Source organism: Acidocella aquatica (assembly GCF_030160635.1).
GTDB lineage: Bacteria > Pseudomonadota > Alphaproteobacteria > Acetobacterales > Acetobacteraceae > Acidocella > Acidocella aquatica.
In genome coordinates, this window is record NZ_BSOS01000012.1 from 1 (window position 1) to 23,143 (window position 23,143).

A 23,143-nucleotide genomic window follows, 5' to 3' on the forward strand; every position below is an offset into this window, starting at 1 on the left:
CTTCCCCGGCCGAGGCCAGCGGTGGTATTCCAGCGCAGCCTTGCGTAAATCATCATCCATGACTTTGCCTCATTCTCCTCTATCCTTCAAAGGCCGGACTTATCGCCGCATGAACAGGACCGCCCCTTGCTTCAGCTCCGCTTCCTTGCCTCAATCGCCGACACAGCGGCCCGCAACGCAATGAGATAACTATCCACACCGAAGCCTGAAATTTGACCCAGCACGATTTCTGCAAATACCGAATGATGACGGAACGGCTCACGCGCGTGAATATTTGACATATGCAACTCTACCACAGGAACTGTCAGAATTGCGAGCGCGTCGCGTATGCCATAGCTATAATGCGTCCACGCGCCAGCGTTGATCAATACTCCATCGATGCCCTCGCTATAAGCCACATGAATCCGCTCACACATCTCGCCTTCGTTATTCGTCTGAAAGCTCACGACCTCAACCCCGAGTTCACCACCCAGTGATTGCAACAAACCATCAATTTCCGCCAACGTTACCGTGCCATATTGCTTTGGATCACGCTTGCCGAACATGTTATGATTGATACCGTGCAGCATAAGAATTTTCATGATACTTCTCTCTGATATTATTAAGGCAAATTGCCAAATTACGGTCTCGCCGGTTCAGGCCGCTTCGACGATCGCTGCATTAACCTGCAGATTTAGTAATCCGTCGCGCGCGCTCACTAACGGTAATGCATTATCCAAAGGATCAACAATTGCCGGCCGATATGTATTCGGGCTGGCCTGGAGCACTGCAAAACGCGCCTGACCGCCCGGTTAATAATCCATGGCTCACGCACACATATTATCCGTGCCACCGAAACCGAACAGGCGGCGCGGCGTATGCCATAAAACCTTACGGCGATCGGCAGCATCTGGCAGCAAATACTCCAAAAGCCTGAGCAATGGTCCATAATCCACACGTTCCGGCGCGCGCAGAAACGGCCAATCAGATCCCCACACGCAGTTGTCTGGCGTAAATGCATCGACCAGTGCTTGTATAAATGGCCAGGTGTCTTGGAACGGATATGATGTATGTGAGAATTTGATATGGCCAGAGAGTTTAACGGCCGCCCGTCCGGTCTGGCCAAGCGTCAGCAACGCCTGAAAAGCCTCACCCCGCGGACCAGCCGCGATGTCTGGCCGCCCGCAATGGTCGATCAACAAACGGACAGGATATTTTTCAATCAACGGAAGAAACTCGAGCAAATCGGTATTTTGCACCTGAAGCTGCAAGATCATATCCAACTCTGCCAGCCTGGCCAGAAGCGCCTCCGCGCCAAGATAATAGGGCACACCATGAAAAGGCAAATTAAATGCGACGCCAACAATTCCCGCCGCGCGCATTTTTTTAATTTTTGTACATTTATATCATGCGCTACAACGGCTATTCCTTTGTATGTACCATGATTTTTTGCAATGCCATCAAGCATGCAGCGATTATCGCTCTCATAACCGGAGTTTGGCTGAACGAACAGGGCATGGCGTACACCATACGCCGTGAAAACATGCCCGATCTGTGCCACGGTGGCGATTTCCTGCCCTGCCGGATGAAATCGAGCCTCTTTGCTATAAGAGAAGCGGGCTGGATCAAGCAGGTGGCAATGGCAATCAATCTTTGGCTCATCGAAGATGGACATTGCCGGTGCTCGCGCCTCAATATTTAAGCATGGCAATGCTGCGTAATTCCTCCGGCGTCGCGGTGCCATAACCGAAGAATTCGAGATAGGCTGGAATTTGTTCGAACAACATGTCCGTTCCAACCTGAACCATGCAGCCCTTTGCCATCGCCCGGCGGAGCAGTGGCGTATACTCTTCCTTCATCACGACTTCACCCACAAAGGTCGTGGACGCCACACGATCGATGTCAAAAGGTAGCGGGTCACCGTCCTTCATACCCATTGGCGTGGCATTGATGACGATGTCAAAACCATGAGGATCATTTGAACCTGTGATGACTTCCAAAGCGGCGTAGTGGGCGCGCAAGCGGCCGGCCAGCGCGTCAGCCGCGGCCTGATTGCCATCGTACACGGCAATCGCTGCTGGATTTGCCTCGGCGAGCGAAGCCGCAATCGCAGAACCGACACCGCCACTGCCAACCACCAACACCCTGGTTCCGGCAATTATTCTGCCTTTGCGGGCAACACCGCGCACGAATCCGTCACCATCAAACATGGCGCCCAACAGTGAACCATCCGGGCGGCGTAAGATGGCGTTGCAAGATCCTGCGACTTTTGCGGTTATAGTGAGTTCGTCGAGGAGCTGTGTGGTGATGATTTTATGCGGCATCGTGATCAACGCGCCATGCATGTTCTTGATCTTGAACAATGCTCGGAGAACCTCGGGATATACCGCGGGCTCGACTCCCATCGGCACGACAACTGTGTCAATGCTCTTGGCTTCAAACCACGGATTATAAATCATCGGCGCCTTGAATGCCTCTGTGGGATAGCCAATATGAGCGATAATGGTGGTGCGTCCGGTAATCATAGTGAGTCCTCCAGCGTCTCATAACCATACGTTCCCGGCCGGTGCGCCAAATCATGATTAGATTTCAGGCCGTACAGAACATAAATAATCTTTGACATCTCTTATTCCCATCCAACAGAAATAGGAGCTGCCGAAGCAGCCCCCATCCTGAGCAGGATCAGACTTATTTTGTCTGCCCCTTGACCTGAATATCCAGCATGTGAATGTCGCCGATGATAAAGATCCACGCAAAGGCGCCAATCGCCGCAATCACGCCCATGAAGCCCAGCGCATCGACAAATGAACCCGTCTCCTGAACGATAAAGCCGATGACAATGGGAACAACAATGCCGGACAGATTGGCTGAAAAGCTGAAGAAGCCACCAACCAAACCTAGCAGGCCCTTAGGGGCAACTTCTGAAAGTACCGCCCAACCGGAGGATGACATTGCTTGACCAAAAAATGCAACCGAGAGGATGGCGAGAACAACGGTACTGTTGGAAACATAATTGACCGAAATAATCGTTGTCGCCAAAAGCAAACCGGCAACAACCGGCAGCTTGCGCGCAAGGTTGAGGCTCACATGCTTCAATAGCCAATCGGTCAAGACACCTGCAAACAGAATACCAAAAAATCCAGCAATATAAGGAATGCTTGCAAAGATACCGATTTTAATGAAAGCCATATGACGCTGGGTTGCCAAATAGGTTGGAAACCAAGTGAGGAAAAACACAAACGTTGCATAAACCGAGAACTGACCAATGCACAAACCCCACATCTGACGATGTGCAAACAGCGCGCGGACGTTTTCAAAGCTAAATTTGGTGCCGCTAATATTCTTCTGCACCAGACCGCCGCCTGCCTCGATATAAGAAAGCTCTGCTGCATTAACAGCCTTGCTCTTGGTCGGATCACGATAGAAAGACCACATCACCGCGCCGATAAGAATGCCGATGCTACCTGTTATAATAAACAAAGAACGCCAGCCGAATGTCGAGAGAATCCAAAACAGAGCGGGCGTTAAGAAGCCCAGGCCAACATATTCCGCCGCGGTGTAAACACCGATGGCCCGGCCGCGCTCACTGCGCGGAAACCACATACCTACAATATTGCTGTTGGCCGGAAAACAGGGTGCCTCAAATGTTCCCAGACCCAAGCGCGCGACGACAAAGCCGGCAAGCCCTGGCGTCAGCCCCTGGAAGACGGTGAAAAGGGACCAGCCGACCAGCGCGATGCTATAAATCATGCGGTTACCGAAACGGTCAAGCAATACGCCGCCAGGTAGCTGGAAGAACAGATAGGACCAGGAAAAAACCGAGAATAAAACGCCCATCTCCGCGGGCCCGATCCCAAATTCATGCCGTATCGAAGGCGAAGCGATGCCCAGAATGGCGCGGTCGAGATAGTTGATGGTTACTGCCAAAGCAATGACCATCAACATTCGGATACGGATATTGGTTCGCGGCGTAGATACCGCCTTTTCCAGTGTAGCGGCTGTTGTCGTGCTCATCAAAAGCGTCCTCCTTAGGTTGGTTTCTTAAAATACAATTTTGGTTTGCAGGCCGATCGCCCAGGCATTTTTGAGATGCTTGTTGTAGGAGAACGTGCCAGGATCGGTGATGTACTGCACGTTCGGGTGGATCAACAGCCAAGGTGTGGCTTGCAGACCGTAGCCGAGTTCCACCACGCCCTCACCGTTGGAAAGGCCAGAGAGCTTGCCACCCGAGGCGAGTTCTTTGGCATTGATCGTACGGTTGTTCAGCCCCGCGCGGACATAGCCAAGCGCAATGAAATCATGTGGCCGCGCTTCGAACGGCCCCTGCGCGACGACGCCACCGGCCAGGGTGCTTTCATACACCGATGTCTGCGGATCGGAATAGGAAACCTGGGCGAAGGCAATCAGGCCACGCTTTGGCGTGCCATCGAAACTGTAGATCATCTGGTCCGCCAGCAGATATCCGCCGTAACGGCCTGTTTCCATCGCCGTTTCCGCGCTGGTGACATCGGCTGCGTTTTTCACCGTCGAAGTGTCGTAATACACGCCGGCCTTATAATGCCCCGGCATTCCGGCAGCGCCAAGGGCTGATGTGTATTCGACCTCGAGGGGGATCAGCGCGCCGGTAGAGCCCGAGGTGCTGACCTTCAGACCGTTGGACTTGGCGTAGTAGCCGGGGTTAACGTCGTACACACCCGCCTGGATGTAGGAATTGGTCGTAGGCATCCATTTGATCCGCCCGCCCCACTTGCCGGTGGGATAATCAGACCAACCGCTGGAAGCCGGAAGATTCTGCGGATGGATGCAGAAGCCGACGTTCTGGAAATCCAGGAGCAGCGGGGTCCCGGCAAAATCATTGCCCATCGGGTAGAAGCCGATTTTCGTGTCGATGGCGCCATCATCAAACTTCTGCTCGTAGCTCATTTCCACGATGCGCAGCGTCTCGCCAGCGCCATAGACTTCCTGCACGGCAAGCCTGTTGCCGATATAGTCAGCCGAGGTGTTGCGGCCGACGCGCTGGTTGACTGCGAAATGTAGACTCGCCCCGCTGAGGTCAGCAAGCTTGCCAAGGTCGACATCCATGCCGAGGCCAAACTGCGAGGCAATATCGCCGCCCTGGCGGTTGCCGCCGGAGATGCCGTCCGCAAACTCGCCGGTGTAGAAACCGCCGAGGGTAATGCCGACATCCTTGAGCTTGGTGCGCGCGCCATTCCAGTCGCCTGTCATGGTCGGGCTGGTCCAGATATTGTAGGATGACGCAGGTGCCACCTGTGCGTGCGCGGCGCTGGTTACGGCGATAATGGCGGCACCTGCCAGCAAGCTTGTCTTCAGCCCCAGGCGTGTCCGCGGTTGCATTGCTTTATTCATTGTTCTCCCTTTCAATAATTTTTGGCGTCTAGGCGCCAATACCTTCACTTTCCCCATGGCCAACACGGCCATGAGTGCTCTTAATGAACCAGATGGTTCACCAAAGGGGCGTCTTATCCCCCCGTTGACATTCTGTCTCGAACCATTGCTTTGCCTTCAGGAAAGACCGGCGAGCGGGAACACATGCCACCCGCACGAGTTAATCCAGTTGGTACATAATTATTTCTACGAATTATATCTTCGGCGGGCTCACAGCTTAGCGCCATGATATGCGTCATACTCATCTCCCTTTCGGAAATAAGCCGATTTCTCCTGCAATGCAGCAAAGACTACCTCATTGAATTTAACTTGTGGACGATCCGCTTATTGGTCTATATTTTTTCCAGTAACTAACCGATCAGTACATTGCAAGTTTTTTTTGCCGATTTTTGAATTTTTAATTGCTATGTGCTTCGCCACCACAACAGGATACCAGCGCCGTGACCGACTCAACTCCGTTGCCAAAATCCATTGCAACCGTCTCGCTCAGTGGCACATTGCCCGACAAGTTGGAGGCCGCGGCCGCGGCCGGCTTCGACTCCGTGGAGATATTCGAGGCTGATTTGCTGAGCTTCGACGGCACGCCGCGGGACGTCTCCCGCATGGCCAGTGATCTGGGGATCGGCATTTCCATTTTCCAGCCATTCCGCGACTTTGAAGGTATGGAGCCAGCCCAGCTTGCCCGGAACCTGACGCGGGCGGAGCGGAAATTCGATGTCATGGGTGAGCTGGGAACGGATCTCCTCCTGCTGTGCAGCAACATTCAGGAATCAACCGTGAATGATCAGGCCCGCGCGGCCGCCGATCTCTCGCTTCTGGCGGAGCGTGCCGGGCAGCGTGGCTTCAAAATTGCCTATGAGGCGCTGGCCTGGGGCCGGCACGTAAAGTTTTGGCGGCAGGCGTGGGACATCATCAAGCGCGTGGACCATCCGGCCTTCGGCCTGGCCCTGGACAGTTTCCACACCCTGGCGCTGGGCGATAACCTGACCGGCATCGGCGAAGTGCCCGGCGAGAAGATTTTCTTCATGCAGCTGGCCGATGCCCCGCGCCTCACCATGGATGTGCTCTCCTGGAGCCGGCATTATCGTAATTTCCCCGGCCAGGGCGATTTTGACGTAGCGGGCTTCGTCCGCGATGCGCTGCGCGCCGGTTACCGGGGACCGCTGAGCCTGGAAATTTTCAACGATGAATTCCGCGCCGGGCCGCCCCGGCCGATGGCGCTGGATGCCTTGCGATCACTGATCTGGGTGGAGGCCGAGGCCGGGCACACCAAACTGCCGCCCGCCCCGGTTTTGGGGGGCTTTGAATTCATTGAATTCGCGGTTGATGCGCCGGCTGCTGAACGCCTCGCCGCCGTGCTCGGCACGCTTGGCTTTGAACTTACCGGCCGGCACCGCTCCAAGGCTGTTAACCTATACCGCCAGAGCGAGGTGAACATCGTCCTCAACGCCGAACCTGACAGTTCCGCCTCCGAGCATTTCGTCCGCCACGGTCCCTCGGTGTGCGCGCTGGCCCTCAAGGTGGACCAAGTCGCCCCCACGCTGGCGCGGGCCTCGGCCCTGCTCTCCCCCACCTGGGCCGAGCGAACCGGCCCCGGCGAACACCGGATTCCCGCCGTCCGCGAACCTGACGGCACGTTGCTCTATCTGGTGGAGCCCGCTGACGCCGCCGCGATGTGGACCCAGGATTTCAACCTCGCCCCTCCGGCGGAGCCAAAGCCGGCGGCTTCCCTCAACATCGACCACATCGCCCAGGCGCTCACCCCGGGCTCCATGGACAGATTCGTGCTCTTCTACCGCACGCTTTTCGGCCTGACACCTGAGCCGACCATCGAATTCGCTGACCGCTTCGGCCTGATCCGTTCGCGGACCATGAAAAGTCCGAATGGCAATGTCCGCGTCGTGCTCAACATCTCCGAAAGCCCCGCGACTGAAACCGCGCGCTTTGTCAGTGAAGCCGCGGGGCCTGGTGTACACCACGTCGCCTTTGCCACGCCCGATATCCTCACCGCCACGCAAAACGCCCGCGCCGCCGGCCTCACCGCTTTGCCGATACCCGCCAACTATTATGAGGACCTTGCCGCCCGCTTCGGCCTTGATGACGATACCCTCGCCGAGCTTGAAAAACGTGGCATCCTCTACGACCGCGACGCGCATGGCGACTTCCGCCACGCCTACACGCCCAGCTTCTCAGGCCGGTTCTTCTTCGAGCTTCTGGAGCGCCACGGCTACCAGGGCTATGGCGCCAGCAATGCTCCCATCCGCCTCGCCGCCATGGCCAGACAACGCGAACTCGGCAAATAGCGATGCAGACGCCGCCACGGAGTGCTCAGCATCCTCCGTGGCATTTTGATTTTATCCGGGCGACATCAAAAATGTCACGATGGCGTCGGTGACCAGCCGGCGCTGGCGCTCACGCAAGCGCGGCTCGTTCAAGTCGCAATCAAAAAGCGCGCCAAAAGTGTTGGCGTTGGACACGCGATAAAACGACAGCGCGCTGATCATGAAATGCAGGTCAACCGGGTCAATATCGCGTTTGAAGACCCCTGCTTTGCGGCCACGCGCCAAGAGCTGCCGCAACACGGTAATGGCGGGGGTGTTGGTCTTCTTCACGGTCTCCGAGCCTTTTACGTGTTCGGCGTTGTGAATATTTTCGATCATCACCAGCCTCACGAATTCCGGGTGTTCATGATGATAATCAAAGCTGAACTCCACCAGCCGCCGCAGCGCCGTCTCCGGGTCCAGCCGGTCAAGGTTCATATGCTCTTCAACCCGCCGGATGCCGCTGTAGGCACGTTCCAGCACCTGGCTGTAAAGCTGCTCCTTGCTGCCAAAATAGTAATAGATCATACGTTTTGTGGTCTGCGTTTTCGCGGCAATGGCATCGACCCTGCCGCCGGCGTAGCCGTTCGTGGAAAACTCCTGCGTCGCCACGTCCAAAATGTCCTGCTTGGTACGTTCCGGGTCACGGGCACGAGCATGGCGCACATGCGAATCAGTTCCAAAAATTTCAACTGAATCAGATGGTTTCATGTTATTCTATCCCTTAGTCGTCGATTTTTAGCAGTTTGGCATTGTTTACGGCGGTTAAAAAGCCACTCGGTGCTCAATCTGCTGAATTAATCATTTTTTGCCGGAATAAATGCGCGCAAACCCCGCGCAACCAGCGATTCCCCGCCTCTTCATGGTAGCGGGCATGCCAATGCAACTTCACCGTGAATGCAGGAAGTGCAAACAGCCGCAACACAGCGCCCTGCGCCAGGGTTGCCTGATATGGCGTGGCGATCAGGTCCGTGCTGGCGACAATTGCCGCCAGCCAGGCAGTTCCAGCTTTATCCGGCACATGATCCGCTGCTTAACCTCGGCCGGCATATCGCTTCCTCTGCGATGTTATCGCCGATCTTACAATACCATTCATCAGACAAGCCGCAGCGAGAACGCCCTTACACTTCCGGCGGGGCGTCCTCCGTGTCGATTTCCACGTTTGTCGCGGCCGGATAACGCGCCCCCGCCACATTCACCGGAGATATAATCCGGCCAAGACGTTCGAGCTGCGCTTGCGTCAGCACCACGCCGGACACCGCGACATTCTCGCGCAAATGCGCAACCGAAGTCGTCCCCGGAATCGGCACGATACAGGCCGAGCGCGATAACACCCATGCCAGAGCCAACTGCCCCATGGTTGCGCCCACCTCTTTCGCCATTTCAGCAAGCCCAGGCAGGAGACCAAGATTTTTCTCAAATTGCGGCGCCTGGAATCGCGGCATCCCGCGCCGGATATCGCCCTCCATCAGCAGCGAAGTATCGGTGACACCGCCGGCCAAAAACCCACGCCCAACCGGCGAGAACGCCACCAGGCTAACACCGAGCTCCTCACACGCACCTAACACCGCATACTCCGGATTACGCGTCCATAATGAATACTCGGTCTGCACCGCCGCGATCGGATGCACAGCATGCGCCTTACGCAAAGTTTGCGCGGAAACCTCGGATAATCCAATCGTCCTGATCTTGCCCGCCGCCACAAGATCAGCCAACGCGCCAACACTCTCCTCAATTGGCACGGTCCTGTCCCACCGGTGCAGATAATACAGGTCGATCACATCCGTGCGTAAATTTTTCAACGACGCCTCGCATGTCGCCTTCAGCGTCGCCGGGCGGCCGTCGATAACACGCTTGCCATCAACACCCGTCATCCCGCATTTGCTCGCCAGCATTATCCGCTTGCGATACGGCTGCAGCACCTCTCCAACAAGCTGCTCATTGCGGCCAAAACCATATAGCGCCGCAGTATCGAAATGTGTAACCCCCTCATCAATCGCCGCCAGCAACAACGACTCCGCCACCGCGCGCGATGGTGGCGCACCATACGCATGGCTCAGACTCATGCAGCCAAGGCCAATTTCCGTGACCTCGAAGGCGCCGATTTTCCGTGTCCGCATGCTTCTCTACCCTCAGCCAGCCGCCAAAATCACGCCTTCAAAGACTGTTCAAGCCGATGTAGCACCTCATAGCAGGGCAACACCTTGGCAACACTGGCGTTCGGCTCCCGCCCCTGCGCGATCGCTGAGAAAAATTCGCGGTCCTGAAGTTCAATTCCGTTCATGGAGACAGCAACCTTGGAAACATCGATTACCTCCTCCTTGCCGTTCAACAGATCGTCATATCGCGCAATATAGGTGCCATTGTCGCCAATATAGCGGAAAAATGTCCCGAGCGGACCTTCATTGTTGAATGATAGTGAGAGTGTGCAAATCGCCCCGCCGCTGGTCTTCAACTGGATCGACATATCCATCGCGATCCCCAGCACAGGATGGATCGGCCCCTGAACGGCATTGGCGGCGATAATGGTCTCGCCGGTCTGATATTGGAACAAATCCACCGTATGCGCCGCGTGGTGCCACAGCAGATGGTCGGTCCAGGACCGCGCCTGCCCCAGTGCATTCATATTGGTGCGGCGAAAAAAATAAGTCTGCACATTCATTTGCAGAATTTTTAGTTCATTCTTGATGATCTTGTTATGCACCCATTGGTGCGACGGATTAAACCGGCGCGTATGACCAACCATGCAAACCAGGCCAGTCTCCTTTTGCAGCCGGGCAACCGCCTGCGCGTCTTCCCATGAATCCGCCAACGGAATTTCAACCTGCACATGCTTGCCCGAACGCATGCACTGAATGGACTGCGCCGCATGCATCTGCGTCGGCGTGCAGAGTATGGCGGCATCCACGCCAGGCTGGTCCAGCGCCTCCTGCAAATCGGTCGTCACATGGCCCACGCCATATTTTACCGCGGTTGCCTTGGTGCCTTCAAGATCACGGCCAACCAGGGAGACAACTTCAACACCATCGATCAATTTGATCGCATCCAGATGTTTTTGACCAAAAGCGCCGGCTCCGGCGAGAATGACTTTCATGATTTTTCCTAGCGATTTTTTACGATTTGTTTTTCAGAATAATATGCCCAACCGCCGTATTCGACGCCGGAACATGGTAGAAGCGATACACTTCCTCAACCTCGGCATCGAGCGCCCCGCGCATAATCAACCACATGACCAGTTCCACACCCTCGGAGCCTGCCTCACGAACATAGTCGATATGCGGCATCATAGAGAGTGCATCTGCATCATTGACCAGGCGGTCGAGGAACATCGTATCGAATTCACGGTTAATCAACCCCGCGCGCGGCCCTTGCAGCTGGTGGCTCATCCCGCCAGTGCCCCATATCTGCACCTTGAGATCCTTACCGTAGGAATCAACCGCCTTGCGGATCGCCTTGCCCAGATTATAGCACCGCCGGCCTGAAGGCGGCGGATATTGCACGACATTCACGGCAAACGGGATCACCTTGCAAGGCCATGCCTCAGGCTGCCCGAACATTAGCGAAAGGGGCACCGTCAACCCGTGATCTACCTCCATGCGGTTCATGATTGTCAGGTCAAAATCTGACTCAATGACTGACTGCGTAATATGCGCCGCCAGTTCCGGCGCGCCTTCAACCACCGGCACGGGCCGCGCACCCCACCCTTCATCGGCGGGTTGAAAAAATTCCGCACAGCCAATGGCAAAAGTCGGAATACAATCAAGACTGAATGCCGTTGCATGATCATTATAGACAAGGAACACCACATCCGGCTTCTCCGCCGCGATCCAGCGTTTGGAGAATTCATAGCCATCAAACAACGGCTTCCAATATGCGTCGCCGGCTTTCCCAAGATCCAGCGCCGCCCCGATTGCGGGAACATGCGAGGTTGCGACACCCGCAGTAATTTTAGCCATCGGATTGTTCCCCCTTGTATCGATTGTTTTCGGCAGACCGGCCACCATTGAGCATCATGTTCGCATAATCTTCCTGGCTCATCCCGGTCATCAACGCCGCGGCATATTGAAAACTCTTGCCATCGGTCGCAAAAATCTTCGCCAAAAAATAGATATTCCCGCCCAGCGCGATCATTTTGTTATAATCACGCGCCAGCACCGCCTGTTTCTGCTCCTCGCTCATCGCCCATTCATCAAGGTAGGCGCGCTCATTCGCACGGAACCGCTCCCGGTTCACCGCCTTCAACAGCGACATGCAAAACTGGTTCAGGTGATATCCCCGCCGCGACATCTCCGCATCAAAAATCACCGTCCCCGGGACATTGTCATAAGGCTTTCCACCCGTCATCACACATGCTCCTCCGGCCAATAAAGCTGCATCGGGTTATCCACCAGCAACTTGCGCTGCAACACCTCGGTTGGGGCGATGCTGGGAATAAAATCCACCAATCCACCATCATCGGGTGCATGCGTGGTCATGTTGGGATGCGGCCAATCCGTGCCCCACAACACACGATCCGGGAACGCCTCCACAATACGCCGGGCGAATGGAATCACATCCTCATAACCGGGCGGCCCAACTTTCGAAAGCCGCTCCGGGCACGTCACCTTCGACCAAAAATTCGTATGCTCGCGCATCAAGCGAACAAACAATTCAAACTCCGGCCCGTCCACGGGCTTGCTCACATCCGGTCTGCCCATATGGTCGACCACGACAATCCCCGGCAAAGCCGTGAAGAAATCATAAAGCTCCGGCAGCTCCTGCGCTTCGAAATAGATGACAGTGTGCCAGCTGAGCACCTTGATGCGTTCGGCGATTTCCACGAGCTCATCGCGCGGCAAAGCATCCACCAGACGCTTGACAAAATTGAACCGCACCCCGCGCACACCAGCTGCATGCAGCGCCGCCAGCTCATCGTAGGTCACGCTCCGCTTCACAGTCGCCACACCGCGCGCCATACCGCCGGAAGCTTGCAACGCGTCCACCAGCGCGCGATTATCCGCGCCATGGCAGGTCGCCTGCACAATCACATTGCGCGAAAATCCGAGATAGTCACGCAGCGCCCACAGTTTTTCCTTTGGGGCATCGCACGGCGTATATTTGCGCTCTGGTGCGTAGGGAAAAATATTGCCCGGACCAAACACATGGCAATGCGCATCCACAGCCCCGGCCGGCGGCACAAAAGCCGGTTTGGATGGGTTGGGGTGGAAGGGTATCCAGTTTGCATCCGTAGTGAAAGAACTCATCGTCCCTGGCCTTTCAAAATCGCATCCAGACGCGGAAACACACGGCGCGCATTCAACTCAAAAATCCTGTGCTTATCCGCGTCCTCCATCGCCAGATCATCAATATAGCGCTTGGTGTCGTCAAAATAAAACCCGGTCTCGGGGTCAATGCCGCGCACCGCGCCCACCATTTCCGAGCCGAACAATATGTTCTCCACATCGATCACGCGCGCCAGCAGATCAATCCCCGGCTGATGATACACGCAAGTATCGAAGAACACATTCTTCATCACATGTTCGCGCAGGTTTGGCTTCTTCATCATGTCCGCAAGTCCGCGGTAGCGCCCCCAATGATACGGCACCGCGCCGCCGCCATGCGGAATGATGAAGCGAAGGCTTGGAAAATCCCTGAACAGATCGCCCTGGATGAACTGCATGAAAGCCGTGGTATCAGCGTTGATATAATGCGCGCCTGTGGCATGGAAGCAGGCATTGCACGAACCGGAAACATGGATCATTGCCGGGACATCCAGCTCCACCATCTTCTCGTAAAGCGGATACCAATGCTTATCCGTCAACGGCGGCGAGGTCCAATGCCCGCCGGACGGGTCGGGGTTCAAATTGCACCCAATGAAACCCAGCTCATTAACGCAGCGCTCGAATTCGGCAATGGAATTTTCCACCGGCACGCCGGGAAATTGCGGAAGCTGGCATACGCCAACAAAATTCTGCGGATACAGCCCCACGACACGGTAAATCAGATCATTGCACGCGCGCGTCCAATCCTGCGAGATCTGCTCATTGCCCTCATGATGCGCCATGGCCGATGCGCGCGGCGAGAAAATCGTCACATCCGCCCCGCGCTCGCGCTGCAGCTTCAACTGAGCACCCTCGATGCTCTCGCGTATTTCATCATCGCTGATGAACCCAGGCTTCGGCGCGGCCCCGGCGGGGTTGGCCGCCCAGGCCAGCTGCGCCTCGCGGAATTTCTGGTGCGGCTCGGGAGCCGTGGTATAGTGGCCGTGGCAGTCGATAATCAGCATGTGACAGTTTCCTTATGCGCAGTTGCCGCCTCCGTGCGGATGGCGTCCAGCATTTCTTCAAGATTTTCATATTGCAGCGCCGTCGCATATCGCGCTGACCAGTCCTGCCGCCGGGCACATGCCTCACTCATCAACGGCTCGATACCCGCCTCCGCCACCGTTGCGGCTGCTTCGCGCATTTCCTCCGCCCGGCGCGTTCCGTGCAGCAGCCCGCGCGAAATCAACAGCCGCGCCAGCGCCCGCCAATCCTGCCCGGGAAAAAAATCACTCAACGACTCTAAAACCGGCGCCTCAACCCCATAATAGCGCGCCGCCAACAAGGATTCAGTCAACAACGCCTCCAGCCCCTTGATAATCACGCTACGGCACATTTTGGTGGCGGATGCGGGGCCAACTTCATCGAAAAAAACCGAAGCACCACTAAAGCCCAGCGCTTGCGCCACCGGCAGAAACACCTGCGCATGCGGCCCCCCAAGCAGCACCGGCGAGGCAATGCGCTTGTTGGCGATCGGCGACATCACCACCGCCTCGACATAACGCCCGCCCGCAGCTCCAACCAACTCGGCCACCGCCCCTTTCAAACCGGGTGAAGCGGAGTTCAAATCCATGAAAAACGCCCCCTCGCGCAGACCAGGCGCCACCGAGCGCGCCGCCTCCCGATCCTGCGCCGCCGTCACCGCGGAGATCACGATATCCGCATCCTCCACCGCCTCAATCGCGTCGCGAGACGCCGGCAACCCCCGCTCCTGCCGCGCGTGTGAGGGGGCGCTCTGTGCGTCGGCAAAGCGCAAATCCCAGGCGGTCAGCCTGTATCGCGCCAGATCCTCGGCCAGCGTCCGGCCAACCTCGCCCAGCCCCAGCAGGCAGATTTTTATCGCCCCGCTCATCGCCCGGACCAGACGCGGCCAGGGATAAACACCTCGCCCCGCATCAACTTGCGCGCGGTGCGGATCAGCGCGGAGCGTTTCACCCGCACGCTGCCGTCCACCGGCTCAACTTCCATATTCACCGCAAAAAACCCGGTCGGATGCTCGACCTCAATCGAAACACTACCACCGGATGCGCCCAGAACCGCAACCTCCGCCGCCACGCTGCCCGGAATCACGCAGGCGGTGGCAACGCTGATCGCGCCCAGCACACCAATCGCCTCATGCACCCGGTGCGGGATAAACGTCCGTGTCGAAACCGCCCCGCCCTCGCGCGGTGCCGCCACCAGCGTCATTTTCGGCACTGTCTTGCGGGTTACATCGCCCAGGTTCATCCGCGGCCCCAATGCCAGCCGTATCGCCTCGACCCGCGCCTTCAGCACCGGATCAGCCTCCAGTTCTTCCGGGCTTTCCGCGCCGGTTTTGCCGAAGTCTGCGGCGCGCAAAATCACCACCGGCATCCCGTTGTCGATGCAGGTCACCCTCACGCCTTCAACCTCGTCCACCACATTTCCAGTCGGTAGCAACGCGCCACAGCTTGACCCGGCGACATCAAGAAAGTCGATGGAAATCGCCGCCGCCGTCCCCGGTACACCGTCAATCCGCGCGTCGCCCTCATATTCCACAACACCGCCCGGCGTCGGCACATGCGCCACGGCGATGCTTGCGGTGTTCACCATGTGGATCCGCACCGGCGTCACGGGGCCGCTCACCCCCACCAGGCCATTTTCAATCGCCCAAGGGCCAACACCTGCCAGAATATTCCCGCAGTTCTGACTGTCGCTGACCTGCGCCTTGTCCACCACGACCTGCAGAAACAGATAGTCAACATCCGCATCCGCGCGCGCCGAGGCGCTGATAACCGCCACCTTGCTGGTCAACGGATGCGCCCCGCCAAGCCCATCGATCTGGCGTATATCCGGCGAGCCCATCGCCGCCAGCAACACCTGGTCGCGCAACGCCCTATCGGCGGGCAGATCAGCCGCGGCAAAATACAGCCCCTTCGAGGAGCCGCCGCGCATGATGGTGCAGGGGATGGCGGTGAGCATATCAGCCTACTCCTGTGGCAGGCTGTCGACGTATTTCAGCCCCTTGGCGGCCAGGCGCGCGCGCATGTCATACACATCCAGGCCAAGCTCCCCGGCCTCGAAGCGCAGCCGCTTGCCTTCCTCCATCTCCTCGCGCGCCTTGGCCTTGGCCAACACGGCGGCGGCGCTGCGGCAGGGCACCACAACCACGCCATCATCATCGGCCACGATCACATCGCCCGGCACCACACGCGCCCCCGCGCACACCACCGGCACATTCACATTGGCAATGGTCTCCTTCACCGTGCCCTGCGCATAAATCGCCTTCGACCACACCGGAAACCCCATCTCCGTCAACACCGCCACATCGCGCACGCCGGCGTTGATAATCAGCCCCTTCACGCCTCGTGCTTTCAGTGAGGTGGCGAGCAGATCGCCAAAGTAACCATCCTCGCAGGGGCTGGTCGGCGTCACCACCAAAATATCCCCCGGACGGCACTGCTCCACCGCGACATGGATCATCCAGTTATCCCCCGGCGCCACTTCGCAGGTCACCGCCGGGCCTGCGATATGCGCGGGGCGGTAGATCGGCCGCATGTAGGATGCCATCAGCCCGGTGCGGCCCTGGGCCTCATGCACCGTGGCCACCCCGTAGGCCGCAAACTCCGCGACGAGCGCCGCGCCGGGACGCGGGATATTGGTAACAACTATTGCCACTGGCGATCTCCTATGCGGGGCGCCTCGGCGTCCCTTATTTCAGATTTGATTGCGGGCAATCTACACCTGCCCCGGCAAATCCGCTCATTCGAATGCTATCGCCAGTCATAAATTTTTGCTGTAGGGTGACCATATGGCACGCCCGGATCCGGCTCGTATTCCCAACCTCCGGCATTTATTCGCAACCGCCGCGGTCGCTCAGCGCGGCAGCATCGGTCAGGCCGCACACGCCATCCACCTCTCCCAACCCGCCGTCACGCAAGCCATCGCCAAGCTGGAAGCCACCCTCGGCAACCCTCTGTTCGAACGTGCCAGCAACGGCATGGCCCCCACCCCGGCCGGGCGCCAGTTCGCAGCCCGCATCTCCCGCGCGCTGGACTGGCTGAAAACCGGCGAGCGGGCATTCTCCCCGCCTCCCGCCCTGCACCGGCTTGCCACCACGGTTCAATTGCGCGCGCTCATCGCCGTGGTGGAGAACCGCGGCTTCAGCACCTCCGCCCGCGCCCTGGGGCTGGCGCAACAGAGCATCCACCGCGCCATCCGTGACCTGGAAGCCCTCTGCGGCCAACCTTTGTTCCTGCGCACCCCGCACGGGCTGGACCCCACGCACGAGGCCCGCGCCCTCGCCCGCGCCGCCGGTCTCGCCTTTGCCGAAATCCGGCAAGGCATGGACGAAGTTCGCGAATCCCTCGGCTTCATGGATGGCCGGCTGAACATCGGCTGTCTCCCTCTGGCCCGCACCCATCTGCTCCCCACCGCCGCCACCCGCCTGCTGGCGCAATTCCCCGACGTCCGGCTCCGCATCATTGATGGCCCCTACGGCGAACTCCTGCACGGCCTGCGCCACGGCGAGCTCGACCTCATCATCGGCGCCTTGCGCGCGCCGGCCCCAGCCGCCGACATCCACCAGGACGCCTATTTTTCCGAACACCTGCGCATCGCCGTGCGCGCCGGACACCCGATTCTCTCCGCGCCCACCCCGAGCCTGGAAAATCTCGCCGCGCTGGAGTGGATCGTTCCGCGCGAGGGCACGCCCGCCCGCGCACATTTCACAAATTTTTTCACCGCTGGCGGCCTCGCCGCTCCCTCCCGGGTGATCGAATGCAGCTCACTGGTCGCCGCCCGGGGGCTGCTGCTGCAGAGCAACCGCGCCGCCATCCTCTCACTCAGCCAAATCCGCTATGAACTCCTCTCCGGCCAACTGGCCGTCCTGCCGCAACCCATCCCCGGCAGCAGCCGCCCCATCGGCCTGACCTTCCGCGACAACTGGAAACCAACACGCGTCCAGGCCGCCTTCATCGACTGCATCGCCAAGATCGTGGATGAAGATTTAGAGGCTGGCGGCAACGGTACGAACCGTCTCGAGGAACGCCCCGCACAGCCGGGTTGACCGGAACCCGGCACGGGTCGCGATACCAACCGGCTGTGCTGAGCCTGTCAGCGGCGGCCCCATGATTTTCAAATGCCCCAGCCCCAGCTCGTATTCAACCTGCCGCGCTGACAAAACCGCGGCATGATCCGTCTCCAGCAGCAAAGCGCGAATGGCCACCAGCGAGTTGCATTCCACTACGCGTGGCGGCGGCGCCACCCCCTTGCCCGCCATGAACGCCGCAAAATTCTCCCGCGCCGGCGTCCCCTTCGGCGGTAATATCCAGGACAGCTCCGCCAGCTCCCCCCGCCGCAATTTATCGCGCGCACTATCAAACCCCACCGCCAACGGATGCCCCGCGCGCACCACGATCGACAGTGAGTCCTCAAACAGCCTCTCCTGCACAATATCCGGCGAGGGGGCGGGTAAGCGCAACGTCCCCAGAATCACATCCAACCTGCCCCGCAGCAGTGCATCAAGCTGCTCCTCGTAGGGGCCATCCATGATGCTCACCTCAGCCATCGGATAACGCGCCAAGGTCAACGCCAGCGCATGCGGCAACCATTTGGACCGCGCCAGCGGCAGCGCCCCCACGCACAGCCGCCCCGTCATCCGCCCCGCCAACTCCCCAAGCTCATCCACCCCCATACGCAACTCGCTCAGCAGCAGCCCGGCGCGATACCCCAGCCGCACCGCCTCCGGTGTTGGGTGGATCACGCGCCCTTGCCGCCGCCAAAGCGTGCAGCCAACCAGCGCCTCCAACTCGCGCGCCGTGCGATGCAGCGCCGGCTGCGAAAGCCCCAGGCGGCGCGCCGCAGTGGAAAACCCATCGCTCTCCAACAGCACCAGCAGCGCGCGCAAATGCACATGGCTGATACGTCCGGCAAAGCGCCGGTGCGGCGCAATCTCCGCCTCCGCCGCGCGCAGCTGCCCCAGCCCCGCCTCGATCCGCCGGCAAAACAACACCCCCGCGGGGTTAGGAACCATGCCGCGTGGCGTGCGTTCAAATAACGCCGTCCCCAGCGCCGTCTCCAGCGCGGAGACCGCCCCCAGCACCGCCGGCGCCGATAATTTCACCTCCCCGGCCGCCTTCAACGCGCTGCCAGCCCCGGCAACCGCAAGCGCCGCGCGGAGCTGACGCAATTTGAGTTCTGGAACCACCCCGTCTCCCCGGCCATAAATTAATCTATACCTAATACTTATAACAAAACACCGGCTTCGCGCTACCATCCCGGCCACTGGCTCTGGTTAGGTCCGCCTCACCACTTCCCAGGGGGGAAGCACCCGCCGGATGAGCCGGATACGGGTGGCCAAGCGACACGGAACAAAGAATGACAACCGCGCCAATACCCGGAACGCCGGTTTTCACCGGTGAATTTGCCATGAAGGGATACGCACTCAACAAAATGTGCTTCTCCCTCAACAACGCCGCCAACCGCGCCGCGTTTCTCGCCGATGAAGACTCCTATTGCGACAAATTCGAGATGACCGGTGAACAGAAGGCCGCGATCCGCAGCCGTTCCGTCGCCGCCCTCATCGCGGCTGGCGGCAATGTTTATTACCTCGCCAAATTCGCCGGCATCTTTCACCTCAATGTGCAGGATCTTGGCGCCCAGCAGACCGGCGTCACGGTGGAAGAATTCAAGGCCAAGCTGAACGGCTACGCGCGCTTCAATGCTGATGTTAACACCGGGAGATTGTCCAATGTCTAAAATAATCGGCAGCGTCGCCACCTCCCATATTCCCGGCATCGGCGGCGCCATAGCCAAAAACTTACAGCATGACCCATATTGGAAGCCGTTTTTTGATGGCTTCATCCCCACCCGCGAATGGCTCGCCAACAACCCGCCAGACGTCGTCGTGGTGGTCTACAACGACCACGGCCTCAACTTCTTTCTCGACAAAATGCCAACCTTCGCCATCGGCGCGGCGCAGGTCTATATTTCCGAGGACGAAGGCTGGGGCATCCCGACCGTTCCCCCGCTGGAGGGCGACCCGGCACTGTCCTGGGCAATCATCGAAGGCGTGGTGCAGGATGAATTCGACGTCACCACCTGCCAGGAAATGCTGGTCGATCACGCCGTCACCATCCCGCTGCAACTGCTCTGGCCCGAAGGCCCGCCGCCCGTCAAAATCGTGCCTGTCGCGGTGAACACGGTCCAGCACCCGCTGCCCTCCCCCGCGCGCTGCCTGAAATTCGGCCAATCCATCGGCCGCGCGATCGAGGCCTACGCCCCGGCGCTGAAAGTCCTGGTGATCTCCTCGGGCGGTCTCTCGCACCAACTCGAAGGCGAACGCGCCGGCTTCATCAACCCGCAGTTCGATGCCCTATGCCTCAATGCGCTGATCAACCAGCCAGAAAAACTGACCGGCTACACAACCCATGCGATCGTCGAGCTTGCCGGTAGCCAAGGCGCTGAAATCCTCAACTGGATAACCGGGCGCGGCATTGTTCAAGGCGTGGCACGCGAAGTCCTGCGCAACTATCACATCCCGATTTCCAACACGGCCTCCGCGCTGCAGGTTTTGGAGCAAGTGGGGGTTCCCCGCAGCTGAGCGCCGCCCACCCGCATCTTGCCATTTCCCGGCGCGTCTCCACTCAGGTTCATTGCCGCCCGAAGCACGGGATTTGACAGCTCCGCCATAACGTAGTGTCCTGGCCCTACCGAGGGGTGTTCCGTGAAGGAACTGAGACGTCGCTTTGGGGCAACCTGCCGCGATAAACCCTTTGAACCTGATCCGGATCATACCGGCGGAGGGACGGGAATTGGCAGTATGTCTTTGCACCCGCTCTCTGTTTTTTGGAGGGCTTAGCGCGTGACCATTCAACAGAAGCTGCATTCCGTGACCACCGGGCCGATTATCGGCTCGAGCAAAATCTATTCCGCGCCGGATGGGCGGCCGGATATTCTGGTGCCGTTCCGCGAGATCGCGCTGCACCCCACGGCCAATGAGCCGCCGTTACGGCTCTACGACACCTCCGGCCCCTACACCGAGGAGGCCGCGCGGATTAACCTGGACGCCGGCCTGCCCAAACCACGCGCCGGATGGATTGCCGGACGCGGCTATACGGCTACCGCTGGGCGGGAGGTTAAACCCGAGGACAATGGTTTTACGCCCATTGACCGGCTCGTGCCCCTCTGCCCGGCGCCGCACGAGATTCGTGCCGCGCGGGATGGCCAGATGGTCACGCAATATGAATTCGCCCGCGCCGGGATCATCACCGAGGAGATGATCTACGTGGCGCACCGGGAAAACCTGGGGCGCGGCGCCGCGCATGAGCATGCAGCGGGCCTGCGGGCTGATGGTGAGGATTTTGGCGCGGCGATTCCGGAATTTGTCACACCGGAATTCGTCCGCTCGGAAATCGCCGCGGGCCGTGCCATCATTCCGGCCAACATCAATCACCCCGAGCTGGAGCCTGTCATTATCGGGCGCAAATTTCTGGTGAAAATCAACGCCAATATCGGCAACTCCGCGTTGACATCCAGCGCCGCCGAGGAGGTGGAGAAACTGGTCTGGGCGATCCGCTGGGGCGCGGATACGGTGATGGACCTCTCCACCGGGCGCAACATCCACAATATCCGCAGCTGGATCCTGCGCAATTCGCCGGTGCCGATCGGCACCGTGCCGATTTACCAGGCGCTGGAAAAAGTTGGTGGTGATGCAAGCAAACTTGATTGGGAAGTGTTCAAGGACACGCTGATCGAGCAGGCTGAGCAGGGCGTGGATTATTTCACCATCCATGCCGGCGTGCGGCTGGGCTACATCCCGCTCACCGCCAAGCGGGTCACCGGCATTGTCTCGCGCGGCGGCTCCATCATGGCGCATTGGTGCCTCTCGCATCACCGCGAGAGTTTTCTCTATGAGCATTTTGGCGACATCTGCGACATCATGCGCAAATACGATGTATCGTTCTCATTGGGTGATGGCTTGCGCCCCGGCTCCAACGCCGATGCCAATGACGCGGCGCAGTTCGCGGAGCTGGAAACCCTGGGCGAACTGACGAAAACCGCCTGGGCCAAAGGCTGCCAGGTAATGATCGAAGGCCCCGGCCATGTGCCGATGCACAAGATCAAGGCAAACATGGATAAGCAGTTGGCGGCCTGCGGCGAAGCGCCCTTTTATACATTGGGGCCGCTAACCACCGACATCGCGCCAGGCTATGACCATATCACCTCGGCCATCGGCGCCGCCATGATCGGTTGGTTTGGCACCGCCATGCTCTGCTACGTTACGCCGAAAGAGCATCTTGGCCTGCCCAACCGGGAGGATGTGAAAACCGGCGTCATCACATATAAACTCACCGCCCACGCGGCGGATTTGGCAAAGGGGCACCCCTTGGCGCGGCTGCGCGATGATGCAATCTCACGCGCCCGGTTTGAGTTCCGCTGGGAGGACCAGTTCAACCTCAGCCTGGACCCGGACACGGCGCGCAGCTTCCACGACGAAACCCTGCCGAAAGAGGCGCATAAGACCGCGCATTTCTGCTCCATGTGCGGACCAAAATTCTGCTCCATGAAAATCAGCCACGATATTCGCGAGGAGGCTGATCGCCTTGCAGGGCTGGAAACGCAGAAAACCCTGTTCAAGGAAGCCGGCAACCAGCTTTATGTGCCGGCCGCCGCGACCGCGCTTGAAAATTCAGACGCCGGATAAACCACCCGCATCCGCAGCTGGTTTTGCTCATTTGTACGAGACCACCAATCCGCCTCACGATTGCGCGGAGCCGGGCGGGGATTCCTGCCCGGCTTGGGTCAGCCAGAGCCGTCAAAGCATCAGACATATCGTTCACATGAAATGCTAATATAAAGATATGTTTATATCTTTCAAAATAATTCTTGACAAACGCTTGCGGGCAGAGCCTATTGCGCCTCGTCGTGGTTCCTCATGCTGCCCACAGCGTGAGGCTAAGAGGGAAGCCGGTGTGATACCGGCGCTGCCCCCGCAACTGTGAACGGTGAGTGGCTGCCCTACATGTCACTGGGATGAAAATCCTGGGAAGACGAGGCGGTTGCGGTGACCCGTGAGTCAGGAGACCTGCCCCGGCACATAACGTCCCCCGGCGGGGTGCCCGGTCTGGTCGCAGTTTTCTCACGCAAGATTTTGCGTGCGGCTCTGTGCGCCTGCCG

Annotated in this window: 24 protein-coding genes and 2 riboswitches; of the genes, 6 read left to right on the forward strand and 18 right to left on the reverse strand. The window is 58.8% G+C overall.

Annotation, left to right across the window (positions count from 1 at the left end):
* From QQJ84_RS19430 to QQJ84_RS04095, 3 genes are all read right to left on the reverse strand, one after another.
* Positions 1-60 (reverse strand): hypothetical protein (locus tag QQJ84_RS19430; protein ID WP_408861760.1); only part of this gene is annotated, 60 nt, incomplete at its 3' end.
* Between the two features lie 71 nt (positions 61-131).
* Entirely contained in the window at positions 132-581 is a 450-nt protein-coding gene (gene aroQ / locus QQJ84_RS04090) for a type II 3-dehydroquinate dehydratase (protein WP_284256788.1), read from the reverse strand.
* 225 nt (positions 582-806) lie between these two features.
* Positions 807-1,361, reverse strand: a complete 555-nt coding sequence (locus QQJ84_RS04095; RefSeq protein WP_284256790.1) for an amidohydrolase family protein — start codon at positions 1,359-1,361, stop codon at positions 807-809.
* A 26-nt stretch (positions 1,362-1,387) separates the two neighbouring features.
* On the opposite strand from QQJ84_RS04095, the gene QQJ84_RS04100 reads away from it, so the two are divergent.
* Positions 1,388-1,681, forward strand: coding sequence for a hypothetical protein (locus QQJ84_RS04100; protein ID WP_284256792.1), 294 nt, complete (start codon positions 1,388-1,390; stop codon positions 1,679-1,681).
* On the opposite strand, the gene QQJ84_RS04105 is transcribed toward QQJ84_RS04100, so the two are convergent.
* From QQJ84_RS04105 to QQJ84_RS04115, 3 genes are all read right to left on the reverse strand, one after another.
* The gene (locus tag QQJ84_RS04105; RefSeq protein WP_284256794.1) at positions 1,671-2,504 is read right to left on the reverse strand and encodes a shikimate dehydrogenase family protein; all 834 of its coding nucleotides are present in this window, start codon (positions 2,502-2,504) and stop codon (positions 1,671-1,673) included. The two genes, QQJ84_RS04100 and QQJ84_RS04105, sit on opposite strands and share 11 nt — an antisense overlap.
* A 163-nt stretch (positions 2,505-2,667) precedes the next feature.
* On the reverse strand, positions 2,668-3,993 hold the full coding sequence (locus tag QQJ84_RS04110) for an MFS transporter (RefSeq protein ID WP_284256796.1): 1,326 nt from the start codon (positions 3,991-3,993) through the stop codon (positions 2,668-2,670).
* A 27-nt stretch (positions 3,994-4,020) separates the two neighbouring features.
* A complete protein-coding gene (locus QQJ84_RS04115) occupies positions 4,021-5,334 on the reverse strand; it encodes a carbohydrate porin (protein ID WP_284256798.1) in 1,314 nt (437 codons plus the stop codon).
* A 491-nt stretch (positions 5,335-5,825) separates the two neighbouring features.
* Here QQJ84_RS04115 and QQJ84_RS04120 point away from each other — a divergent pair, with 491 nt between their 5' ends.
* Positions 5,826-7,688, forward strand: a complete 1,863-nt coding sequence (locus QQJ84_RS04120; RefSeq protein WP_284256801.1) for a bifunctional sugar phosphate isomerase/epimerase/4-hydroxyphenylpyruvate dioxygenase family protein — start codon at positions 5,826-5,828, stop codon at positions 7,686-7,688.
* A 51-nt stretch (positions 7,689-7,739) separates the two neighbouring features.
* On the opposite strand, the gene QQJ84_RS04125 is transcribed toward QQJ84_RS04120, so the two are convergent.
* The 11 genes from QQJ84_RS04125 to QQJ84_RS04175 all read right to left on the reverse strand — a co-directional run bounded on the left by QQJ84_RS04125 (position 7,740) and on the right by QQJ84_RS04175 (position 16,642).
* Positions 7,740-8,417, reverse strand: a complete 678-nt coding sequence (locus tag QQJ84_RS04125) for a TetR/AcrR family transcriptional regulator (protein ID WP_284256803.1) — start codon at positions 8,415-8,417, stop codon at positions 7,740-7,742.
* A 73-nt stretch (positions 8,418-8,490) separates the two neighbouring features.
* A complete protein-coding gene (locus QQJ84_RS04130) occupies positions 8,491-8,727 on the reverse strand; it encodes a type 2 periplasmic-binding domain-containing protein (RefSeq protein ID WP_284256805.1) in 237 nt (78 codons plus the stop codon).
* 100 nt (positions 8,728-8,827) lie between these two features.
* A complete protein-coding gene (locus QQJ84_RS04135) occupies positions 8,828-9,826 on the reverse strand; it encodes an aldo/keto reductase (RefSeq protein ID WP_284256808.1) in 999 nt (332 codons plus the stop codon).
* 29 nt (positions 9,827-9,855) lie between these two features.
* Positions 9,856-10,800, reverse strand: coding sequence for a Gfo/Idh/MocA family oxidoreductase (locus QQJ84_RS04140; RefSeq protein WP_284256810.1), 945 nt, complete (start codon positions 10,798-10,800; stop codon positions 9,856-9,858).
* A gap of 19 nt (positions 10,801-10,819) precedes the next feature.
* Positions 10,820-11,662, reverse strand: coding sequence for a class III extradiol dioxygenase subunit beta (locus QQJ84_RS04145; protein ID WP_284256812.1), 843 nt, complete (start codon positions 11,660-11,662; stop codon positions 10,820-10,822).
* Positions 11,655-12,050 carry a protocatechuate 4,5-dioxygenase subunit alpha gene (ligA, locus tag QQJ84_RS04150; RefSeq protein ID WP_284256814.1) on the reverse strand — a complete coding sequence of 132 codons (396 nt, stop codon included), beginning with the start codon at positions 12,048-12,050 and terminating at the stop codon, positions 11,655-11,657. The genes QQJ84_RS04145 and ligA overlap by 8 nt, the downstream gene beginning before the upstream one ends.
* The gene (locus QQJ84_RS04155) at positions 12,050-12,949 is read right to left on the reverse strand and encodes an amidohydrolase family protein (RefSeq protein WP_284256816.1); all 900 of its coding nucleotides are present in this window, start codon (positions 12,947-12,949) and stop codon (positions 12,050-12,052) included. Before QQJ84_RS04155 ends, ligA begins: the two co-directional genes overlap by 1 nt.
* Positions 12,946-13,971 (reverse strand): amidohydrolase family protein, encoded by a 1,026-nt coding sequence (locus QQJ84_RS04160; protein WP_284256817.1) that lies wholly within the window; start codon positions 13,969-13,971, stop codon positions 12,946-12,948. Before QQJ84_RS04160 ends, QQJ84_RS04155 begins: the two co-directional genes overlap by 4 nt.
* The gene (locus tag QQJ84_RS04165) at positions 13,965-14,858 is read right to left on the reverse strand and encodes an NAD(P)-dependent oxidoreductase (RefSeq protein WP_284256818.1); all 894 of its coding nucleotides are present in this window, start codon (positions 14,856-14,858) and stop codon (positions 13,965-13,967) included. Before QQJ84_RS04165 ends, QQJ84_RS04160 begins: the two co-directional genes overlap by 7 nt.
* Positions 14,855-15,946, reverse strand: a complete 1,092-nt coding sequence (locus QQJ84_RS04170) for a 4-oxalomesaconate tautomerase (protein ID WP_284256819.1) — start codon at positions 15,944-15,946, stop codon at positions 14,855-14,857. The genes QQJ84_RS04165 and QQJ84_RS04170 overlap by 4 nt, the downstream gene beginning before the upstream one ends.
* A gap of 6 nt (positions 15,947-15,952) precedes the next feature.
* Positions 15,953-16,642, reverse strand: coding sequence for a 4-carboxy-4-hydroxy-2-oxoadipate aldolase/oxaloacetate decarboxylase (locus tag QQJ84_RS04175; RefSeq protein ID WP_284256820.1), 690 nt, complete (start codon positions 16,640-16,642; stop codon positions 15,953-15,955).
* Between the two features lie 133 nt (positions 16,643-16,775).
* On the opposite strand from QQJ84_RS04175, the gene QQJ84_RS04180 reads away from it, so the two are divergent.
* The gene (locus QQJ84_RS04180) at positions 16,776-18,032 is read left to right on the forward strand and encodes a LysR family transcriptional regulator (RefSeq protein WP_284256821.1); all 1,257 of its coding nucleotides are present in this window, start codon (positions 16,776-16,778) and stop codon (positions 18,030-18,032) included.
* Here the strand turns inward: QQJ84_RS04180 and QQJ84_RS04185 are convergent.
* The gene (locus QQJ84_RS04185; protein ID WP_284256822.1) at positions 17,973-19,172 is read right to left on the reverse strand and encodes a LysR family transcriptional regulator; all 1,200 of its coding nucleotides are present in this window, start codon (positions 19,170-19,172) and stop codon (positions 17,973-17,975) included. The two genes, QQJ84_RS04180 and QQJ84_RS04185, sit on opposite strands and share 60 nt — an antisense overlap.
* 170 nt (positions 19,173-19,342) lie before the next feature.
* Here QQJ84_RS04185 and QQJ84_RS04190 point away from each other — a divergent pair, with 170 nt between their 5' ends.
* The 3 genes from QQJ84_RS04190 to thiC all read left to right on the forward strand — a co-directional run bounded on the left by QQJ84_RS04190 (position 19,343) and on the right by thiC (position 22,670).
* Positions 19,343-19,723, forward strand: a complete 381-nt coding sequence (locus tag QQJ84_RS04190; protein ID WP_284256823.1) for a protocatechuate 4,5-dioxygenase subunit alpha — start codon at positions 19,343-19,345, stop codon at positions 19,721-19,723.
* Entirely contained in the window at positions 19,716-20,567 is an 852-nt protein-coding gene (locus QQJ84_RS04195) for a class III extradiol dioxygenase family protein (protein WP_284256824.1), read from the forward strand. Before QQJ84_RS04190 ends, QQJ84_RS04195 begins: the two co-directional genes overlap by 8 nt.
* Positions 20,568-20,669: 102 nt before the next feature.
* Positions 20,670-20,789, forward strand: a riboswitch (TPP riboswitch).
* A 39-nt stretch (positions 20,790-20,828) separates the two neighbouring features.
* The gene (thiC, locus tag QQJ84_RS04200; protein ID WP_284256826.1) at positions 20,829-22,670 is read left to right on the forward strand and encodes a phosphomethylpyrimidine synthase ThiC; all 1,842 of its coding nucleotides are present in this window, start codon (positions 20,829-20,831) and stop codon (positions 22,668-22,670) included.
* A gap of 205 nt (positions 22,671-22,875) precedes the next feature.
* Positions 22,876-23,073: riboswitch (cobalamin riboswitch) on the forward strand.
* Positions 23,074-23,143: the final 70 nt, after the last annotated feature.

Excerpts from the sequence above, each read along its gene's own strand:
- aroQ (WP_284256788.1), bottom strand. The coding sequence starts at position 581 with ATGAAAATTCTTATGCTGCACGGTATCAATCATAACATGTTCGGCAAG.
- QQJ84_RS04095 (WP_284256790.1), bottom strand. The coding sequence starts at position 1,361 with ATGCGCGCGGCGGGAATTGTTGGCGTCGCATTTAATTTGCCTTTTCAT.
- QQJ84_RS04100 (WP_284256792.1), top strand. The coding sequence starts at position 1,388 with ATGCGCTACAACGGCTATTCCTTTGTATGTACCATGATTTTTTGCAAT.
- QQJ84_RS04105 (WP_284256794.1), bottom strand. The coding sequence starts at position 2,504 with ATGATTACCGGACGCACCACCATTATCGCTCATATTGGCTATCCCACA.
- QQJ84_RS04110 (WP_284256796.1), bottom strand. The coding sequence starts at position 3,993 with ATGAGCACGACAACAGCCGCTACACTGGAAAAGGCGGTATCTACGCCG.
- QQJ84_RS04115 (WP_284256798.1), bottom strand. The coding sequence starts at position 5,334 with ATGCAACCGCGGACACGCCTGGGGCTGAAGACAAGCTTGCTGGCAGGT.
- QQJ84_RS04125 (WP_284256803.1), bottom strand. The coding sequence starts at position 8,417 with ATGAAACCATCTGATTCAGTTGAAATTTTTGGAACTGATTCGCATGTG.
- QQJ84_RS04135 (WP_284256808.1), bottom strand. The coding sequence starts at position 9,826 with ATGCGGACACGGAAAATCGGCGCCTTCGAGGTCACGGAAATTGGCCTT.
- QQJ84_RS04140 (WP_284256810.1), bottom strand. The coding sequence starts at position 10,800 with ATGAAAGTCATTCTCGCCGGAGCCGGCGCTTTTGGTCAAAAACATCTG.
- QQJ84_RS04145 (WP_284256812.1), bottom strand. The coding sequence starts at position 11,662 with ATGGCTAAAATTACTGCGGGTGTCGCAACCTCGCATGTTCCCGCAATC.
- ligA (WP_284256814.1), bottom strand. The coding sequence starts at position 12,050 with ATGACGGGTGGAAAGCCTTATGACAATGTCCCGGGGACGGTGATTTTT.
- QQJ84_RS04155 (WP_284256816.1), bottom strand. The coding sequence starts at position 12,949 with ATGAGTTCTTTCACTACGGATGCAAACTGGATACCCTTCCACCCCAAC.
- QQJ84_RS04160 (WP_284256817.1), bottom strand. The coding sequence starts at position 13,971 with ATGCTGATTATCGACTGCCACGGCCACTATACCACGGCTCCCGAGCCG.
- QQJ84_RS04165 (WP_284256818.1), bottom strand. The coding sequence starts at position 14,858 with ATGAGCGGGGCGATAAAAATCTGCCTGCTGGGGCTGGGCGAGGTTGGC.
- QQJ84_RS04170 (WP_284256819.1), bottom strand. The coding sequence starts at position 15,946 with ATGCTCACCGCCATCCCCTGCACCATCATGCGCGGCGGCTCCTCGAAG.
- QQJ84_RS04180 (WP_284256821.1), top strand. The coding sequence starts at position 16,776 with ATGGCACGCCCGGATCCGGCTCGTATTCCCAACCTCCGGCATTTATTC.
- QQJ84_RS04190 (WP_284256823.1), top strand. The coding sequence starts at position 19,343 with ATGACAACCGCGCCAATACCCGGAACGCCGGTTTTCACCGGTGAATTT.
- QQJ84_RS04195 (WP_284256824.1), top strand. The coding sequence starts at position 19,716 with ATGTCTAAAATAATCGGCAGCGTCGCCACCTCCCATATTCCCGGCATC.